Source organism: Planktothrix sp. PLAVEN19ND (assembly GCF_057220675.1).
This window is the reverse complement of record NZ_CM170132.1, coordinates 1,416,951-1,437,207: the sequence shown is the minus strand read 5'-3', so window position 1 is coordinate 1,437,207 and position 20,257 is coordinate 1,416,951. Positions and strand designations below refer to the sequence as shown.

At 42.0% G+C, this 20,257-nt stretch carries 13 protein-coding genes; 2 read left to right on the top strand and 11 right to left on the bottom strand.

From position 1 onward, the window contains the following. Positions 1-191 precede the first annotated feature (191 nt). Positions 192-1,364 (top strand): hypothetical protein, encoded by a 1,173-nt coding sequence (locus AC2D3N_RS06180; RefSeq protein ID WP_484693098.1) that lies wholly within the window; start codon positions 192-194, stop codon positions 1,362-1,364. A gap of 5 nt (positions 1,365-1,369) precedes the next feature. On the opposite strand, the gene AC2D3N_RS06175 is transcribed toward AC2D3N_RS06180, so the two are convergent. The 11 genes from AC2D3N_RS06175 to AC2D3N_RS06125 all read right to left on the bottom strand — a co-directional run bounded on the left by AC2D3N_RS06175 (position 1,370) and on the right by AC2D3N_RS06125 (position 15,535). Then, positions 1,370-2,536: a glycosyltransferase family 61 protein gene (locus AC2D3N_RS06175; protein ID WP_484693097.1), complete on the bottom strand. Its 1,167-nt coding sequence runs from the start codon at positions 2,534-2,536 to the stop codon at positions 1,370-1,372. 46 nt (positions 2,537-2,582) lie between these two features. Continuing rightward, entirely contained in the window at positions 2,583-3,677 is a 1,095-nt protein-coding gene (locus tag AC2D3N_RS06170; protein WP_484693096.1) for a glycosyltransferase family 2 protein, read from the bottom strand. A gap of 86 nt (positions 3,678-3,763) precedes the next feature. After that, positions 3,764-4,396: a serine O-acetyltransferase gene (locus AC2D3N_RS06165; RefSeq protein WP_079677214.1), complete on the bottom strand. Its 633-nt coding sequence runs from the start codon at positions 4,394-4,396 to the stop codon at positions 3,764-3,766. A gap of 26 nt (positions 4,397-4,422) precedes the next feature. After that, complete coding sequence (locus AC2D3N_RS06160; protein WP_079677213.1) at positions 4,423-5,511, bottom strand: glycosyltransferase; 1,089 nt, start codon at positions 5,509-5,511, stop codon at positions 4,423-4,425. Between the two features lie 63 nt (positions 5,512-5,574). After that, the gene (locus AC2D3N_RS06155) at positions 5,575-6,852 is read right to left on the bottom strand and encodes an O-antigen ligase family protein (protein ID WP_079677212.1); all 1,278 of its coding nucleotides are present in this window, start codon (positions 6,850-6,852) and stop codon (positions 5,575-5,577) included. Then, the gene (locus AC2D3N_RS06150) at positions 6,849-7,772 is read right to left on the bottom strand and encodes a glycosyltransferase family 2 protein (protein WP_484693095.1); all 924 of its coding nucleotides are present in this window, start codon (positions 7,770-7,772) and stop codon (positions 6,849-6,851) included. The genes AC2D3N_RS06155 and AC2D3N_RS06150 overlap by 4 nt, the downstream gene beginning before the upstream one ends. 191 nt (positions 7,773-7,963) lie before the next feature. After that, positions 7,964-9,292 (bottom strand): flippase, encoded by a 1,329-nt coding sequence (locus AC2D3N_RS06145; RefSeq protein WP_079677210.1) that lies wholly within the window; start codon positions 9,290-9,292, stop codon positions 7,964-7,966. Between the two features lie 52 nt (positions 9,293-9,344). Continuing rightward, the gene (locus AC2D3N_RS06140; RefSeq protein ID WP_079677209.1) at positions 9,345-11,555 is read right to left on the bottom strand and encodes a GumC family protein; all 2,211 of its coding nucleotides are present in this window, start codon (positions 11,553-11,555) and stop codon (positions 9,345-9,347) included. A 169-nt stretch (positions 11,556-11,724) separates the two neighbouring features. Next, positions 11,725-12,873 (bottom strand): glycosyltransferase family 4 protein, encoded by a 1,149-nt coding sequence (locus AC2D3N_RS06135; RefSeq protein WP_079677208.1) that lies wholly within the window; start codon positions 12,871-12,873, stop codon positions 11,725-11,727. A 224-nt stretch (positions 12,874-13,097) separates the two neighbouring features. Continuing rightward, the gene (gene crtD / locus AC2D3N_RS06130) at positions 13,098-14,618 is read right to left on the bottom strand and encodes a C-3',4' desaturase CrtD (protein ID WP_484693094.1); all 1,521 of its coding nucleotides are present in this window, start codon (positions 14,616-14,618) and stop codon (positions 13,098-13,100) included. A gap of 137 nt (positions 14,619-14,755) precedes the next feature. Next, on the bottom strand, positions 14,756-15,535 hold the full coding sequence (locus AC2D3N_RS06125) for an amino acid ABC transporter ATP-binding protein (RefSeq protein WP_484693093.1): 780 nt from the start codon (positions 15,533-15,535) through the stop codon (positions 14,756-14,758). Positions 15,536-15,758: 223 nt separating this feature from the next. On the opposite strand from AC2D3N_RS06125, the gene AC2D3N_RS06120 reads away from it, so the two are divergent. After that, complete coding sequence (locus AC2D3N_RS06120) at positions 15,759-20,201, top strand: nitric oxide synthase oxygenase (protein ID WP_484693092.1); 4,443 nt, start codon at positions 15,759-15,761, stop codon at positions 20,199-20,201. Positions 20,202-20,257 lie beyond the last annotated feature (56 nt).

Sequence of the window (20,257 nt, the reverse complement as noted above, 5' to 3'; positions counted from 1 at the left end):
ACTGTTGTCATTTAAGTTAATCAGGGATAACATTGTAGAAAAGGAAATTTTTTAAGAGTGCATCCGATCATTGAATCCCAAATCCTACTGAGCAAAATCTTAGTATTGGTTTGATTTTGGATACACGGGTATTAATTGTAACAACTTCTGTCAATCGCCAACACTGATCAATCGAAAAAAGGAACTTTTCAATGATATTTTATGTAGTGACCGAAAAACACGCTTTTACGATTAACCAACATTTAGAATCTTGGGGCAGAAACCTTTTACCTCAAATCCGCCCGGTTTTTTATGAACAATTAGATAAAATCAAAAGTCTTCCAGTGGGAACCTATATCTTTTCAGATTTAGAGCGTTTAAGTCCTGAAGAATCGGAAATGGCGGCTCAAGTCTGGGAACAACTTGCCAATTCAGGTCAAGGAGTTCGCCTGCTGAATCATCCAACTCGCTCTATGCGACGCTATGAACTATTAAGAACTTTGTATCAACAAGGTTGGAATAAGTTTAATGTCTATCGCATTATTGAAGGGCTTCAACCAGAACGATTTCCTGTATTTTTACGCGGAGAAACCGATCATGCTGGGAGCCGAACAGCATTACTAGAAACTCCTGAAGACATGAAAAAAGCGATCGCGGAACTGTTAGAAACAGGGGATAGTCGAGAAGACAAAATTATTACCGAATTTTGTGATACCTCAGACGAAACTGGACGATTCAAAAAATATGCTGCGTTTATTGTCGGAGATCAAATCATTCCCGATCATCTATTTTTTAGTCCGAATTGGATGTTAAAAATGAGATATTTGGATTTACAGAATGAGGAGATGGTATTAGAAGAAAGAGATTATGTAAAAACTAATCCCTATGAATCCCAATTGAAAGAAGTCGCTAAAATCGCCCGCATACAATATGGACGGATCGACTATAGCATTCTCGATGGCGTTCCTCAAATTTGGGAAATTAATACCAATCCTGTGATTTTAGAACGGTATTATTTAGCGGATACAAACTTTAATCATCCCTTAATTGATCAGAGTTTCTTTACTCGCAGACCGGAATGCTGGACAAAAGTGCGGATTACTCCCGAACACTTACCCGCATATCAGAAAAAACATCAACCTTTATCCATCGCCAGAATTACGGCAGAAGAATACTTTTCCCAGCAGTATGAAAACGCCTTAAAAAGTCTGGATACTCATCAACATTCAACCGCCAAAGTTCCTATTTCAGCAATGAAACGCACCGATGAAAAACCCTCACCCCGACAATTATTATTCTCAGGGCTGAAGTTTCTTCCCTATACCCTAAAAATCAAATTACTTGAGAAGATCAAAGGTCTTTCTTATCAGATTTTCGGAGCTTAACCCACTTAGGTTAACACCCTCAGCAATTCTTTTCTGAGGGTGTCTACATTAATGGTTAGGTTATGAAATTGATTAGTAAAATGTTCAATGGCGATCGCATCATCGAAAATACAGGAATAATCTAAGCCTAAGACTTTACAAAAATAGTAAAATCCTGCTTTTGTATAACCACTATAAAACAATTCAATTACTTTTGTTCCGGGGTCACACCAGAGAAGATTCGTTAATCCCGCACCATGGACGCCAACAATTACAGCAGCTTGTTGAAAAATAGCGATTTGTTCTTCAACGGTGCGGGGAATATCTTCAATTACTTCAAAATCAAATTCTTGCAGCAGTTGTCGAATTTCAGCTTCATTTTCTAAGACTCGTTTACTGCGTCTGGGGAAGAAAATTCGTTTTTTAGGTAAGTTAACCACCGGGGACAAAAACTTTTTCCTCAACAGTTGAATATCCGATGGACTAACGCGATTAATATTACTTTGATTATTGGCAATAATTAAAGATTTTGCCTTGATTTTATAATCAATATTGGCGGTATCAATCAGATGATCTTGATCAATGCCCAATTTTTGCAAATATTCCGTTTCAAATTGAGTTTTAAACAAAGGATAACAGACTTTTGCTGACCGCCAAATTTCTTCACCGCAAGCCTGTTCAATCCGACACAGTTTGACAATTACTAAAGACACAAAACTAAAATATCCTCCAAAAAAATGTGACCAGGGTGCAACAACTAACGGATATTCAACTTCTTTGGTTTTAAATTGTCCTTTAAGTTTTAAACCCGCGGCGGTTCCATAGTCCAAATCTAATAATAGGTTTTGATTCACTAAAACTGTTCCAGATGGACAAAGATTCAAGGTTTTAAACTTGTCATTAACATCAACTTTCCAAACATATTCCGGCTCAAAAATAATATCATCTTGATATAACTGATCTAGGTTATTTAAACTATTCCAGGGAATTGTTCTTCTTCTATCTACCGATTCAAAGACAAAATCTGAAATCGGTTCTTGCTGTTGTTGATAAACAATATTATCCTTCAGCAGTTGAGACGTGGCTTGATGATCTAAAGATTTTCTCCAAAATCCCATTAGATACACCAACCAATTAGAGAGTCGAGAGTTTAATTGAAACTGAATCGGTTTCCAAAAATCCGCAAATTTCATGGTTAGACTTTTTATTTATAAAACAATTAAATCAAATTAAGAGTGCTTATTTTCCCCAACTTCCCGATGCTACCCAATTGCTATATCCTTTCTTTTCTTGCATTTCTTGATTCACTTGAATTGCTAATACTAGATCAATTAAAAACGCAGTTAAGGCTAGAGGACAAAATAAAATGGCTTTAGGTAGGGGTTTTTTAACTAAACTTTTAAACCGACGAATTAAAATAAAACGAGGAATTAACCAACCGTTTTTTTCCTCTATTTTTTGCTGAATTAGTTGATTCAGCCACAGAGGATCTTGCTGATTTCTTTGCTGAATTAATGCCCCAATATTCTGTTCTTCAGTTTGATGTGCTTTTAAATCAGCGTAGAGCAATTGATTAACAGCTTGACCAAAAATCAACCACTTTTCATGACGAAAAAGACGACTAATATCCGTATAGGCTTCAAAAATATGGGATGCAGAGGGCGCCAAAATTACACGATTTGGGTTCTCTGGAGATTTTAATCCGTCGGTGACAATCATGGTATACAAAAAGGCGTCATCCGTCGGTAAAGTTGTCGGTAGCCAGATGGATCTTAACACGGAAGAACGAGCGCAGTAAAGTTGACCACTGATCCAAGCCGCACTACCTTCTACGGGATTATTTCCCGATAACCCTGAAATCAAAGTTGACAGACGATCTTTTAAATTCTGAGCGGGTTTGACGGCCACATCTTTAATCCGTTTATCAACCGTCACAAATACTTCAGATTGGGTTTCTAACACTTGAATCATGGAGTACAGAGTTTGAACTTCAAGAAACTGAATATCTGCCGCCATCACAATCAGATAGTCACTTTCGGGATCGGAAAAATCATGCACATAACGATTGAAAGCATTAGCTAAACCGGGTTCGGGAATCTCACAAATTTTACCCGTGATTTGAGGGCTAATGGAGGATTTAAGCCATTTTTCTAGTAAGGTTTGAGACACTAAAGCCGTATCATCTTTACAACCATTGGGAATCACAAGAATTTCAATTTCCCAATTAGGATTAGACTCGGTGAATAAAGTTTGTTGAAATAAAGATTCTAAAGTAATTGGGATGACAAGGGCTTCGTTATAAGCTAAGATCCCTAAACTAATTTTCCGCTTCATCTTACATTCCCTCAAGAATTATTAAAAACAAGATTAAAGTTGTAGGCAACGTTTCTCTGATGCACCTTGATCCCTAAAAGTTGAAATTATTTCTCTAAAGAAATTTCCGGGTTAATTAATTGATCTGCACCCAAAATAATCCAATCTTTAGAGCCTTGATAACTAATAATTTTAGCAGGAATTCCAACGGCAACGGCTTGATCAGGTAAGTTCTTTGTGGCAACAGCATTCGCGCCTATTGCAACGTCATTACCAATGGTAATTGACCCAAAAATCCTCGCTCCTGGCCCAATAAAAACCCGATCGCCAATTTGAGGACAGCCTCGTTTTTCCCCTCGTCCGCCAATCCCAATTGTAACATCTTGACTGAGTGTACAATTTTCACCAATTGTTACTTGATAATGAATAATAATTCCAAAGGCATGAGGAATAAATACACCGGGAGCAATATTGGCTTTATTGGGCAATTCGCAGCAGGTGATGATCTCAATTAGTTTTTGCCAAATGGCACACAATACTTTTAACACAAAACGAATAATCGGTAGGTGAACTTGTTGATCAACCCAACGACTACAACGATATTGAGTTAAAACCCATAATCCCGGTTTAGTCAAAAAAATCAACAGCCAAGAAGCATTATCCATGACAACATAGCGATCAATATCGCGTTTGAGGTCATTAAACAGGGTTTGAAGATGATCGGGTAATAACGTGATCATATTATGGGATTAGTGGAAAATAACAGTTAAATACACAAGTGTTGATATTGGTCAAGAGCATTTTCCAGGGAAAATATCTGCGCCCGTTCTCGAAGCATTTGCGAGTCCGGGGGAGTTGCTAGGGTGGAAGCGATCGCCGTGGCCATGGCTTGGGGGTCACCAACGGTCACCAACTGACCATAACGACCCGCGGCTAAAATCTCCGACGGCCCACTGTCACAGTTTGTGGAAACAACGGGAGTCCCGGCGGCCATGGCTTCGACTAAGACATTCCCAAATCCTTCCCAAGCCGAAGATAGAACCAAAATAGCCGATGCCGCCATATAAGCATAGGGATTTGATACAAATCCTAACAAAGCCACATCGGTTTCCAGACCCAAGGTTTGAATCAAAGATTGTAGAGCCGAACGTTCCTCTCCTTCTCCTAAGATGATCAGGCGGGCGGGTTGCTGTTGACGCAGTTGAGCAAAGGCTAAAATTAGCGTCCGAAAATCTTTTTGGGCGTGTAAGCGACCCACACCTAAAATAACCGGAGGTTGGTTAGGGGCAAACCAAGGATGATCAACCCGGTTGTGCAGGTTTTGTAGCAGTTCTGGGGTGATAATCGGGTTATAAATGGACTGAACTTTGTGAGCAGGAACCCCAAGTTGAATCAAATTATCGGCAACACCTTGGGATACCGCAATCACATAATCGGCCCAAGGATAGAACCACCCGACTAATTGAGGAGTTAGTCGTCGTTTAAGTTGGGTGGCATTTTCCGCTTCCCGGGAGAGATGATTGTGCACTGTAACGGCAACTTTTGTGGAAACTCCGGCTAATTTTTTAGCCAAGAGTGCAACAAAATTGGTATCTTCTAGGGCGGAAAATAAAACTTTGGGTTGTTTTTCTTTTAAGTAATTGATTAAACGGGGCAGGCTAGAAATTAATCGGGAACTTTCTAGTTTTACAACATTAATTTGGGGGTGCAGTTGGGAGAGATAGGGGCCTTCGGCTTTGACTAAAACCAGATCAACACTTTTTTGGCGTTGGGCAAAACCTTGGGCTAAATTAATCATCACCCGTTCGGCACCTCCGCCTCCTAAATCCATCAGAAAAATGGCAATATCGGTCATGATTATTCAAATTCGGTGAGGGTTAATTAGGCATTGATTTTAACTGATATGCAAGCATTATGTTTAGGAAGAATCGACTGGATAGCTAGGGTAAATCATGGTTGTTCTTCTGGGTTTAACTCGTTTCATTGATAGGGAAACCATCACCACTAAAGCCCAAAATATGGAATTGAATTCAATAATGGTACTTTCAGTGATGTTGTACATTAATAGAAAAATGATGAAGAAAGCCGGCCAGAATTCGATGCTAGTGTTTCCATTTTTCAACCAAATAATAGCCCGAGCATAGGTCACAAAGATGATTAACAAAAATAAAAATAAACCAACTAAACCTAAATCAATAGCAGTATTAATATATCCATTATGACCGTGGGGGGGTTTATAACCTTCTTCTTTCCAAATCACCTCTGCTTCTCCCCTTTCTAGCCAGAATCCCTGATATCCATAGCCCAGCCAAGGACGTTCAGAAATTTTTTCAATGGCAATTTCCCATAGGTTTGTGCGACCACTCAGTGTAGGATCTCGACCTAATGCCGCCAGAATTTCTATCCAGTATTCCACGACAAAAATGGTTAAACATCCGGCAATTAAAGTGGTTAGAACGAGGATAGGAATTACTAAGGTATCTTTCTGGCGCAACAGTTTATATAGAGGTAAAAGAGCCAGGATCATGATTAGTAATAACAGAGCCGTTTTAGATCCTGTTAACAGAATCATCAGAATACACATTCCAAAAGATCCCCAAGCTATTTTAGGCTTTTCGGGTTTATCTAAGGCAACGAGTAAGCAAACAATCGCTCCTAAAACCATGAATCGAGCTAACAAATTTTTTTGAGTGAATGGGCCCCGCCAAGATCCGGCATTCGCTCCAGCTTCGATGGCTGATCCGGGGAAAGCTAGGGTAAAGAAAAAAGAAAAAACAGCAATAAATCCAAACACCCAAGCTAACATTTGTAGTTGTTGTTTCATGGTGAAACGGGATGCAACATATAGTCCAAAATAACTGGTTTGGATCGTTGTAATCCCTTTGCGTTTGGAGAGAGACGGAAAATCAGACCACAAAAATGACAAAAAGGTGTATATGATCAGCATCCAAACCGTAGGATCTCGGATCATGGCGCGAACTGTACTTTGTCCCCTAGCTAAGAGCAGAAGCAGTGTAGTGATATAAAGAAATTGCTGCAACAGGGAGGAAACTTTATCGAGTGGATTGGACATGGGAGCCGTGTCATTCAGAGCATCCGGGCTAGTGTAGAAGCTGGCGAGGCGAAAAATCCCGGTGAGAAACATCATCCCAAAAATTGTAAATCTTCTCTCAAAAGCATCTAACTTGGGGTTCATGGTTTTAGGAAATAGTAAATTGCTCTAGCATAAATTTTGGCAATTTCCCAAGGCGAAATTGATGATAAATAAGCGTTGATATAGTAATTGCAAATCTCGTCTTTAACTTTTCCCATCCAAGCCAAGCAAATCCCAAAAGCTAACATTGTGTTTGTATATTTATGAAGAATTGGGAAGTTGGTTTTCATCCAATATGCCGTCACCACCTGGAGTTTGACTGATAAAGTAGCCTTCTGACTACTTAAGGTGTGGATATTGTGTTTATGAATTCTTTGTAATCCAATTTTTTCTAGCAAACAAAACCCTGGGCTTAAGGCTAAGGCAATATATTTGATATAACTATCACTAATAGATACACTCTCAGCTTCCGGCATTGGTAAAATTTGTGCTAATAATGAATGTCTGAAGCAGATTCCTGATGTCGCTGGTAAGCAGGGGATGAAACCCGTTAAGTGACCTTGTTGAATAGTGGATCTGATATCATAAACACCGGATTTTCCTTCTGCTTCTGAGGCAAAGTAACGGTCTTGAAGTTCAGATCCTGTGTCATTGGCAAATAATTTCAGGGTATGGAAACACCAGCCAATATCAGGGTATTGGTTGAAAATATAGGCAATTTTTTCGATTTTATCGGGAAGAAAAATATCGTCAGAGTCTAAGAAGCAAATTAAGTCTCCTTGGCTGGCTTTAAACCCGGCATTAAAGGCAGAAGCCTGACCGCCATTAGATTTTAAAATGGGTTTAATTCTATCGGTATACCTGGCAATAATTTCTCGTGAATTATCGGAAGATCCATCATCAACAACCACCACTTCTATATGAGGATAGGTTTGATTTAAAGCACTATCAATCGCATCAGCGAGAAACTGTCCATAGTTATAGTTATTAATCAGAATACTTACTAATGGCAGGGTTTCCAAAATCCTATCTCCTGAGAATAATAATGTTGTAAATAATACCAATTGCCCAACAATCCATGCCCCCCCGCTTCGCTCACAATCATATTCTAGCGTTCACGAATGTTTGAGAATAGCGATAGGCAAAATTATATCAAAAACTCCAAAAGTAATCTATCCCTAGATGATTGAGCTTTCTGTAGATACCCCAAGGATTATTTTACATTAAATTTGACCAAATTTAACATCATTGCCTGTGTCATAATTTTACCAAACTTTCGAGCTGGTGGATAAAGAAAGCACATTACATAGTCAGCAAATCCATAGGAAATGACCGTGGCAATGGCAGCACCCATACCTTGATACTTGGGAATTAACCAAAAATTTAGGATCACATTCATGGCCGCACCCGCCGTACTAAAAACAAAAGCAAATCCGGTTAATTCTTCTGTTGTGATCCAGATATCTTTGACGTAACCGAGAAAACCGAACATTGAAGACCAAATATGAACCGCCAAAATTGGGCCAGCTAGAGCATATTCTTCACCAAATATTAAAACGGTGAATGGTGTTGCTAAAAAAGTCATCGGAATGGCAATACAGTAAACCAGTAAAGCTTGGGAGTTACTCAGCTTTTGCAGTTTTTGATAATAAAGTTCTTCACTCACTTTTTTAGCCGCAATTATTGAAGGTGCAATGGATTGAACAATAATCGTCGAAGTAAAGGGCCATAATTCCGAGAGTCGCACAGCAGCCGAATAAATCCCAACAGTTTTGGAATCGGATAATTGACCCAACATCACCTGATCAATTCGCATATAAATCACAATAGAGAGACTGGCAAATATCAATGGGAAACTAATTTTCATCAATTGTTTAGCTCTTTTCCACTTAGCTTTCCAGGCAAAAATATCGTTCCCAGTGATTTTATAGGTAATAATTAACGCCACAATATTCAGACTATTTTCAATCATCACCAGCCAAGCAAAGGCAATCAGAGGCGCTTGAATTTTAAGCAGAAAAATTCTAGTTAAAGTTACTAATATGAACAAACCGTTGCGGATGAAGACGGTGTACTTCATTTCTAGCTGGGATTTAAACCAGCATTCAATTCCACTAAATCCTCGTAAGAATGAAGGAATAGATAAAATAACAACCAGCTTAATCGTTAAAATATTATCGGGTTGTAAAACAAGTATTGTGATTGCTGTTAAGATAAAAACAACCACTCCAGTGATAGTTTTAATCCAAAAATAAGTTCCTAAAATTTCTGATTTTAAGTCGGGATAAGTTACTAAGTCTCGAAAAATAAATTGAGATGATGCTATTTCAAAGAGCGGCGAAAAAATTTCACAAAATGCTAGGGCATAATTCAGTTCTCCAAACTCTTTGACTCCCAAATAACGGGCTACCCATGCCAGCATGATAAAAGCAATGCCCATGCGAAAGACTCTTTCCCCTAGTAACAAGATAATGTTAAAGAAAGCTTTTCGCTGATCTGGTTGCAGTTTTTCTTGAAGTGTGCGAGTAATTTTTTGCAGCATTTATTATGGTATGGGATTAATGTAAATTTTTATAAAAACACCATTATCGGATTTATGACTTTTGTTTAGATAAGAACTTTTTAGAATTTTTCTTCTCCTTATAGGAATAGACTTTGGCATGGTGAAAGTAACTATCAGGTTCTTCACGAATGTTGACATCATTCGCCACTAAACCCAATACATTTTGGCCAGATTTAATTAACAGTTCTTGTACGGCTGTTATGCTTACAGTATCAATGGTTCCCGGTCTAACTACCATTAAAATTCCATCGGTGACCTTACTGAGAGTTAAAGCATCGGCAACGAGTAATAAAGAGGGCGTATCAAAAATGACAAAATCATAATTTTTCCGAAACTCTGCCACTAAAAAATTCATTCGCTTAGAGCCCAAAAGAGCCAAAGCATTGGGTGGAATTACACCCGAAGGCAAAATATCTAAGTTAGGTACAACAGTCCGCACAGCCCATTCCCACTCCGCTTGATTGACAATCACATCACTTAATCCTTTGGGATTTAACTCATAATTTAAGTCCCAAATCTGATGTTGTCGAGGATGACGTAAATCGGCATCAATTAGCAATACCCTCTTACCTAATTCGGCGATCGCCACGGCTAAATTTGCAGAAACTTTAGACTTTCCCTCTCTGGAAACGGCACTCGTAACAACAATAACTTTTAATTCCCGATCAGGACTAATAAAATTCAAATTAGCTTGCAACATCCGGTAGGATTCACTAATAATAGAATGGGGTTCATCCAAAACCGGAATATTTGGTGTTGTCCGTTCGATTTTTATTCCCGCCCAGCGAACTTTTTCCTTGGAGGCGGGAATCATCGCCAACAAGGTATATCGATTCAATAACTTGCGAACTTCCTTAATAGTTTTAATGGATGGATCCATTAACTCCAGTACAAAAGCCATCACCACATAGAGCATTGCCCCAGCCACAACTCCACCCATCAAAATCGTTTTTTTACTGCTAGAAACAGGATTTTTTGCTACAATTGCTGGAGTCAGAATTTGGGCATTTCCCACATTTTGATTCTCGGCGATTCGGACTTGCTGTAGTCGGCTTGTCAGAATATCATAGGTACTTTGAGCTACGTTAAGCTGTCGCATCAAATCCCTTTGAGTTTGTTCTAAACGAGGTAATAGTAAAGCCCTTTCTTTCTGTCTTGATTGCGCCTGAATCAAAGAATTTAACTGCTGAACCAACCCTTGCTTTCCTGATTCCAAAGGTACGAGTTGTTCAATTAACTTTTCTTCTAGTAAGCCATTTTGTACCCCTCCCGGTGGTGCTGGTTTATTTCCTAAAACAAGTTGCATCCTTTCTTCTAGGAGGGCTTCAAGTGCAGCTTTTTCATTTTCTAAGGCCATAATTTCTGGTGTTTTGTCTAAAAAACGAGTTCTCAAAACAGCAAGTTGGTCTTCAACGTTATTTAGTTTAGCTACAACCTGTTGAATTCCTATGGAAGAACTCAGCGCACTTCGAGTAATCGCGGCTTCTGAACTCCCTCCTAGCTTTTGCTGCATAGCTTGAACCTGAGCATTGACCTGTTCTAGGGAAGCTCGAGCTTGATCAATTTGGTTATCCAGATTTTCAATTGTACTAACAACTGTCTTGAGTTCTTCTTCTAAATTAACAATATTATATTTTTCTTTGAAATTTCTTAAAGCAATTTCTGCATCTGTGAGTTCTTTTTCTTTTCGTGGTAACTGTTCCGTAATAAATTGACGAGCAGCAACGGCTTCCCGGCGATTTACTAAAATATTATTTTTGATGTAAAGCTGCATAACTTTATCAACAATTTTTTGAGCCTCAGCCGGGTTGGGACTTTCATAGGAAATACTCAAAATGTCCGTTCCTCTCACCGTCTCTACCCCTAATTTTTTAACGAAGTCTTCATAGACTAAGGGTTTGCCAGTTTTTCTGTTTTTTAGCTGTAATTGCTGAATGGTTTGTTCCGCAATGTCCGCAGACCGAATCACTTCCGCTTCAGTATCTAAGGGACTATCCTTGGCACTCAGGGTATCGAGACTACCAATTTTTCCTTCGGGATCTGAAACTAATGCCGAGGTGGGACTAATTTTCTTTAATCGCAGCTTTCCTTCGGCGGCAAAAGTTTTTTCGACGGACATTGCCGAGAATGTTGCCAGTCCGATGGCAATACAGGCAACCCCCACAGATGGCAACCAATGACGCTTCAGAATCAGCCAGTATTTTATAAAATCAATATCTTCTGGATACTCTTGAGGTTCCATAACTACTTAATCATTTACCCGTGTTGTTACACCATGCCTAAAGGCGAGATACTCCCTGATTTCGTTCAGCATTGACCGACCGATTGGAACTCAAACATTTTGAGCATCACTGTATTTATACAATTGTAGAAGTTACACCTCAAGACTGTGTGATCTGAATCGATTCTCTCTACAGGGTTTGTTTGTGTAGTCCATCTGATTCCGTGTCTTCTTGAGGATGATGGTGATTTTCTTTGTATTCAAAAATATGATGATAGAGGTTAAATAAAGCATCACTGTAATGCTCAATGGACAAAGGTTCTACCCGTTTACGCGCGGCCGAACCTAAAGATAATCTGAAGGCGGGATTTTCAATTAAAGACTGCATGGCTGTGGTCAGGTCTTGGACATGACCCGGGGTAATCAATAATCCAGTTTTGCCATTTTCGATGACTTCGGGTATACCCCCGACGGGAGTAGTAATAATCGGAAGTCCCCAACTCATGGCTTCTAAAATCGCCATTGGCAGTCCTTCATTATAAGAGGGAAGTAGCATCACATCACTTTGAGCTAATAATTGATCGCGTTGCTGTTGGTCAATCCAACCTGGAAAAACGATTTGATCTTTAATTCCTAATTGTATCGCTAAATTTTGAGCCTGTTCAACTTCCCCGCTTCCCGCTAGGACTAATTCAACCTGATTTCTATAACTAGGTTCCAGGTTCGCAAAAGCAGTTAATAAATCAAAAATCCCTTTACGTTTATTGATTTTTCCTAAAAAGACAAATTTGAGTTTGCCTATGGGTTCGGTTTTTTGCCATTGTTCAGGCAGGGCGACCGGGTTATTTAGAACCACCACTTGTTCGGGTGCAAGATGACAAGTTTCAATATAATAATTCCTCCAACTTTCTGACAAAGCAATCAAATAAGCGGAACGTTGGAATATCGCTGTAATCAGTTGCCGTATCCCTTGGGGCAATTTGTCATAAAATTCATGGAATTCACAGCCATGGGCATGAAGAATAAACGGTTTTCCCGTTGCCATACAAACTAAGGCAATTAGGCTTTTGCGAATCACACTTCCCCGTTCTGAGATATGGATGTGAACCAGATCAACTTCCCCTTTTAACAACTTCCATAAAAACGCCAAAAAAGCTTTGATAAAGACGATAGCTGTGGACAGCTTGGTAAACCGACTCACCTGACCATTCCAGGTCGTGATATGCTTAATAGTGAATTCCCTTGAGGCTATGTTGAGAATCAAGGTTTCAACACTTCCCATTCCACCTTTTTCTGCGGGAGAAGGGCCGAGCATAATAATTGTTTTGTGTTTGTCCATTATTGACTCAATCTTTTGATGGGTTGTCTTTTTAATTATCCCTAAATGGCAGTGCTACCGGCGATCATCGGTGCAGTTATCTATGCGTATCGTTTTCAAATCTATTGGTTGATAGATACTAGCCTGACTAATTTTAATTGTAACCGCTTTAGACAGTTTTGGCTAGACCGAGATTTAAAGAGATTAGAGATCGGTTCAAGTTCCTAAAAATCGGAAACTTATTACTAAGAATTAATCGCATCAATTTGACGAACAACGGTTAAAGCCGAATAGGAAACTCCGGCTGTTCCTTCTCCGGGATGGGTGGAATCTCCTACTAACCAAAGATTTTTGATCGGGGTACGATTCCCTAAGCCAAAGGGCCCAAAGGTGGAAACCCGTTGACCGACTCCGCCAACAACTCCTTGATCCCGGGCGGTATAGCGTTCAAAGGTGCAAGGTGTGGCGGCTTCCTGATGCAGAATGGTTTCTGGGGTTAGGTGAAAGTAAGACCCTAAACGGGCGATCGCCGTGTTCATATAGTGTTGTTTTAAACCCTGATAGTCCTGAGAATCCCACCATTGTTGGGTTTCAGTGAAACTCGAAGCAATGATCGTGGCTTGTCCGGCGGGGGCTCGTCCATCTCCGGGGTGACTGACGGAGACAAAGAGAGAATTATTTTCACCAATCGGCCCTTGATCATAGAGGAACTGTAGATGGGGTGGACATTCGGGCGGTAGGGCGACCGCTTGCACTCCTAAATAGATCACAAATGCTCCTGATGCCGGGGGAAGTTGCTCAATTCGTCGTTGATAAAGAGGTAATGAAATGGAAAATCGCCGATGATTTTTGCTGTTTTTATCTAACAATTTAATTAGGTTTTGTGGGGTAATATTAGCAACAATATGATCGGCGGTTTCATGAACAATTTCCCCAGTTTTTTGATTCCTAATTTTCACGGCGATCGCTTGCTCCGGTTCTGTTTTAATGGCTTCAACGGTATGCCGCATTAACAGTTTACCCCCATCTTGTTCTAGGGCTTGGACTAAGCGATCACTCAATACCTGCATACTTCCTTGCAGATGAGATAATCCTTGCGGTTCCTGAGAGACCCCCAAAGCCGTTGCCGCGTACAACAAAGCCGTTTCTTCAGTGTCTACCTGGGAATATAACTTTAGTTGCAGATCTAAAAAGGTTTTCAGACGCCGATCGCCGTCTAAATTATACAACCGTAGGGCATCAGCCACCGTCATCAGGGTAAAAGGCAGGGTGATCAAGGTATCGGGGCGAACCGCTTGGATCAATTGCCACAAATCCCATAAATTCCCAGGAGGGAGCACCGGATCACGGGATTGAAACCGCCAACTGGCTTGAAATAGGGTAGTCATTAATTGCCAAAAGGGTTCACTCCCGGGAAATTGTCGCTGTCTTTCCTGTTGCCATTTGGCGAGATCTCGCCACACCTGAATCGGTTCAGTTTCACCAGGTAAAAAAACGGCACAAGCGGGATCACAGGGAGTCGCGGGGGGTAATTCAATCCCCAATTCCGTGAAAATACGGTGATGAATCCCACCCGGTTCGAGTCCCGCTACCTGAGTCGCCCCGACATCAAAGGTAAACCCCCGACGTTGAAAGGTAGAAGCACATCCCCCCGGGACAATTCCTTGGTCTAGGATTAAAACCGAATATCCCCGATGGGCTAATAACGCCCCGGCCGTTAATCCCCCAATTCCAGCCCCAATCACAACCACTCGTTCTGTGTTCACCTTGGCTGATCCTAGTTACTTAAGATATTTTAATATCTTAAAATATCTGATGGCGATTAAGGTTTTATAACTTTGAGGATGTCAATTAGAATATTATGATTGTGGAGACACAAAGTTTCCTGTCTCCACAGCAGCAGTTAAAGAATTTGAGACAGAAACTTTTGAGTTCTTTCTTCTTGAGGATTCGTAAAAAATTCTTCCGGGGTGGCTTCTTCGACTAATATTCCATCGGCCATTAACACAATTCGATCGGCAACTTCTCGCGCAAATCCGACTTCATGGGTAACACAAACCATTGTCATTCCCGACTCGGCTAAAGTTCGCATCACGTCTAAAACTTCGCGTACCATTTCCGGGTCTAGGGCCGATGTGGGTTCATCAAATAACATAATTTTAGGCTGCATGGCTAAAGCTCTAGCAATGGCTACCCGTTGTTGTTGACCGCCGGATAATTGACCCGGATATTTTTTTGCCTGTTCTAAAATCCCGACTCTTTCTAATAATTGTAAGGCCACTTCTTCGGCTTTTGCCTTCGGCCAACGTCGTACCCAAATTGGAGCTAAAGTGATATTTTGTAAAATACTTAAATGGGGGAATAAATTAAACTGTTGAAACACCATTCCCACTTCTTTGCGAATTTCTTCAATATTTTTTAAATCATGGGATAAATTAATTCCATCGATGACAATACTGCCCTGTTGAAATTCTTCTAAGGCATTAAATGTCCGAATAAATGTCGATTTTCCTGAACCCGAAGGCCCCATAATCACCACAACTTCCCCGCGTTTTACTGAAAGGCTAACCCCTCTGAGAACGTGGAAATTATTGTCATACCATTTATGCACATCGGTGGCAATAATTGCAATATCTTCAGTTGGTGATTCAATTGGGTAGGGATTAGGTTGTATTTGTGTCATGGCTTAAAATTGGGGTTAATATTCAACAGTGGATTCCTTGCTCTATATACTATTGTATGGTGTTTATCCCTAGGCACAATTCGGATAGTTTTTTGCTTAACCTTACCCTCCTGAAAATATTAGGGTTAGAGAGAATTCCCCAAAAGTCCCCAAAATCAGTAAAATTAAAGCTGTGTTTCACAACTGACCCACTTCCATCACCCTTTTATCAACTCTGTCTAAGATGCAAGATCCTCAAACCCTCCACAACCAGAAAATTATCCATCTCACTGAAGTTTCTGCAACGGACTTGCCCATTGGCAACCGCTACAAGTATAAGTGCCGAGTGCAGGTCATTTCTAATGAGGGGGAGACTGGACTGCAAAAAGATCTATTGGCTCGAATGCAGCCCAACTGGTTAGTGGATTTGAAGAATCAGGGAGACTGCACCATTGCCATTACCCTATGTTATCGGGAAGGAGACATGACCCATCCCTGGCAAGATGCGGGAACCGTGACATTTGGGACGGAAAATTGTTTCAATGGCGATCGCAATGCGGAACTGGAATTTCCCATCACCACCTGGGAACAATCTCCCCAACTCAAGCTGAAACTCCGCTTAACCCAAAGCAGCAGTGAGGGTAGTAGCAACACGGTGACATTAATTAGTAAACAGAGTAGTTTGGGTCGGCGTGGGAAGGTGGAAAAAGTTGAAGTTGAGCTTCCTCAAGCCACATCCCTAACGCCACAGGATGAAGTCATTGTTAAAGATGTCTGGAATAAGTTGCGGGCGTGGAAAGAGTTACAAATGGAAAAATTCCTCAAGCGCCTGTTACTAGAAGAACCAGAACTTGAGTATTTGTTTGGGGAAGCGATCGATAGTATTAGCGACTTTTTCTATGAGTTGTTTGATTGTGCCATTCATCAACTTCAACCCGAAACCCAAGTGATTGTCGGTGAACCCCTGATGGGTGTTCCCCCAGAAGGCGAACATGGGTTTAAAACCGTTGCCGAATATGGGAATTTGTTTGCCGATGCGGGACTGCGCCCGGAACATTGGATCAAAGCCCGTCAGGTGTGGATGTGGATGTTGCCGTCCATTCCCTATTTAGAAGAATATGATCGGGAAGATTTAATACAAGGAGAGAATTCTGCTCTCTACAAATTTTTTAATACTTATATTATTCTGCCTATGGTGGAAACCCTCCATCAGTATGAAGCCGCATTACCCCCGGAATTGTTACAGGAAATGGCAGCCTGCTGGGAGATCTTTAGCCAGAACAAACAACAAATGGGGATGGAATTTTATCAAATTCTGTTTGAGAAATATCCCTTTGTCTTGCCTATTTTTGGACGGGCAGATATGGATTATTTATCCTTACATTTATTCCAAGCCCTAGAATTTTTGGTACGTTGTCTGAGAACGGGTAGCAGTGATGAGATGTTGCAAGAACTCCGGTTTTTAGGACAGGTTCACAGCTTTGCCGACGTACCGACCTGTGCTTATCCGGCGATGTCAGAAACCCTATTTGTTCTGTTTGAAAGATACTTGCCCAACTTTACCCCCGAATTGCGTCAAGGGTGGCAGATCTTGCTGGATCGGATCATCAACGTGGTGAAGATGCCCATGCTCAATCAAGAACGGGTACTGAAAAAAGCCAAACAGTTTCTCAATTTGATTTCCTCTGAACAGGCTTGGGAAGCAGAGGATCAGGAACGTCGCTGGAAAGAAATTCAGGAGGAAGTCAAAGCCACGGGAACCTATACCCATACCTATGAAGAAGTCGCCTATGGGACTCAGGTGGCTTGGCGTAATGCTTCTAAATGTGTGGGGCGAATTGCTTGGAATAATATGGTGGTGCGTGATCGCCGTCATATCAGTGACCCCGATGAAATGTTCCGCGAACTTCAGGAACACGCCCAATTTGCAGCCAATGGGGGCAACCTACAAATCACCATGACGGTATTTCGCCCCCGACAGCCGAAGGAACGCTGGGGGCCGAGGATCTGGAATTCTCAACTGTTCCGTTATGCCGCCTATAAACTGGCCGATGGCAGTATTTTAGGCGATCCGGCGAATCTGGATCTCACCACTGCCATTATTAACTTTGGCTGGGAACCTCCCCAACCCCGCAGCGCTTACGATATTCTGCCCTTGGTGATTGAGCTTCCGGGTCAAACTCCCAAGATGTATCACTGGAAACCGGAGGAAGTGCTAGAAGTGGAGATTGAACATCCCACCGTCCCAGAATTTAAAGCCATTGGGATGCGTTGGTATGCTATTCCCGCCATTAGTAACTTCTCCGTTCACATCGGCGGAATTCATTATGGCTGTATGCCCTTCAATGGCTGGTATATGGATACTGAGATTATGCGGGATTTCCTCGATGAGTACCGCTACAACAAAATTGAGGAAATTGCCCAAGTTCTGAAACTCGATACCAGTTCGGAACAAACGTTGTGGCGGGATCGGGCGGCTTTAGAACTGAATACGGCGATCCTCTATTCCTTCCAAAAAGCGAAGGTAACCATGGTGGATCACCAAACTGCCTCTCGCCAATTTCTCACCCATGACCTCCGGGAAAAGAAAGCCGGACGGGAATGCCCGGGGGATTGGGGTTGGGTGGTTCCGGCGGCGGGAGGGAGTGCCTGTCCGGTATGGCATCACCAGATGCGAGATTTTTACCTGGAGCCCGCCTATCATCACGCAGCCGACCGTTGGGGAGTCGAAGATGGATTAGATTTGGAAAAACTCACGGTTGTTGCCGATGAGCAGGGCGATAAACAGGATCGAATTTTGATTCTATATGCCTCGGAAACCGGAACAGCCGAAGGTTTTGCCCGCAAAGCCGCCCGTCAACTCAGTCGTTACCGTCCGCAGGTGATGGCACTGAATGAATATAACACCGATACTCTGGCATCGGAAAAGCTGTTATTGGTTGTGACTTCGACCTTTGGCAATGGGGAAATGCCCAGCAACGGAAAGCGATTTCTCCAATGGTTACAACAACAGCCCCGGGCTTCCCTCAACGGTCTGAGTTATTCGGTTTTGGGGATTGGGAGTACGGTGTATGAACAGTTCTGTGCCTCTGGGGTTTCCGTCGATAAGGCACTGGCAAAAGCCGGGGCAAACTGTATTGTACCGATACATAAAGCCGATGAAATTAAAGGACAGGCTGATACCTTTAAGCAGTGGTTAGGTTTAGTATCCCGGGTCATGGGCGAGGATACCACTTCTGGTAGTACCGCCACCGATACCCCTAAACTCACCGTGACGTTTCTGGCTGAAGCCCTACTCTCCCCCACAACAGGGGAACGGGGTATGGCGGTTCCCCTGGTTGCCAATCAAGAACTTCTGCAAGAAGTGGTTCCTGGGAGTCGTTCCACCCGCTTGATTGTTTTTGACTTGACCGATACGGATCTGCAATATGAAACGGGGGATCACGTTGCGGTGTATCCGGCTAATCCCCCGGAGTTGGTGCAGCGATTGTGCGATCGCCTCAATCTCAATGCGGACAGTTACTTTACGGCTGAATATAGGACGGCTAGTGGGGAGGCGTTAGAGGATCAAACCCCCGTTACCGTTCCTAATACGGTTAATCAAGTCCTGTCTGAAGATCTGGATCTGGCATTGCGGGAACCCTTGAGCGAGTTACTGGCCTATCTCTATTCTGTGGTGCAGAACCCCCAGGAAAAATATCGCCTGGAAACCTGGTTAGAAATTTTACGCCAGGGGGATGAAAACCCGGATAGCATCGCCCTCAAGAAAAACCTTATGGATAATTTGATGAGCGTGGTGGATTTGCTGGACGAATTTCCTTCGGCCGCGATTGAACTAGCTCCCCTGCTGGAACTGTTACCCAAGCAAAAACCCCGGCTTTATTCTATTTCCTCCTGTCCCCTCCTCCATCCCCGACAGATTCAAATTACTGTGGGTGTGCTACAAGTGACAACTGATGCGGGGAAAGTGCGTCAAGGACTGTGTTCTAATTATCTGGCCGGACTGCAACCGGGTTCCTCGGTGAGAATCGAAGTTCTAACCTCTACTTTCCGCCCCCCGACGGACTCCCATGCTCCGATTTTAATGGTGGGGCCAGGAACGGGGGTGTCTCCTCTGATTGCTTTCCTGCAACATCGGGAAGCGTTGCAAAACCAAGGAATCAGCTTGGGTGAAGCACACCTTTATTTTGGCTGTCGGAATCCTAGTGATTTTATTTATCAGGAACAGTTGCAAGTGTGGCGCGATCGCAACGTTCTTACGGGGTTAGAGGTGGCGTTCTCGCGGTTAGGAGAACAAAAGCAATATGTACAGAACCTGATGGAACAGCAGCCCGAAAAAATCTGGCAAATTCTCAGCCATCCCCAGTGTCATTATTATGTTTGTGGCGATGCGAAGATGGCGGATGATGTGTTTGCGGTGATGATGGCGATCGCCAAAAAGCAAGGAAAACTCACCCATACGGAAAGTGTTTTATTCTTTGACCGGATGAAGCAAGAAAAACGCTTCTTTACCGATGTTTGGGGGGTGCAGTTGAACTTTAAGGAAACCATTGGTCAAGTCCAAAAAGACAATTATTCTAAAGCCGAACGCTGGCTAAATCGGATTAAGGATTCTGTGGATGCTGACAATCCAGAGTCGAACCCCACAGAAGCACCTCACGGGGTGACAACCCCGTTAAAAGGTTGATAAAATCAAGGAGATAGCCCTCAAACCTCCCTTATTTCGGGGGGTTTGTTGCGTCT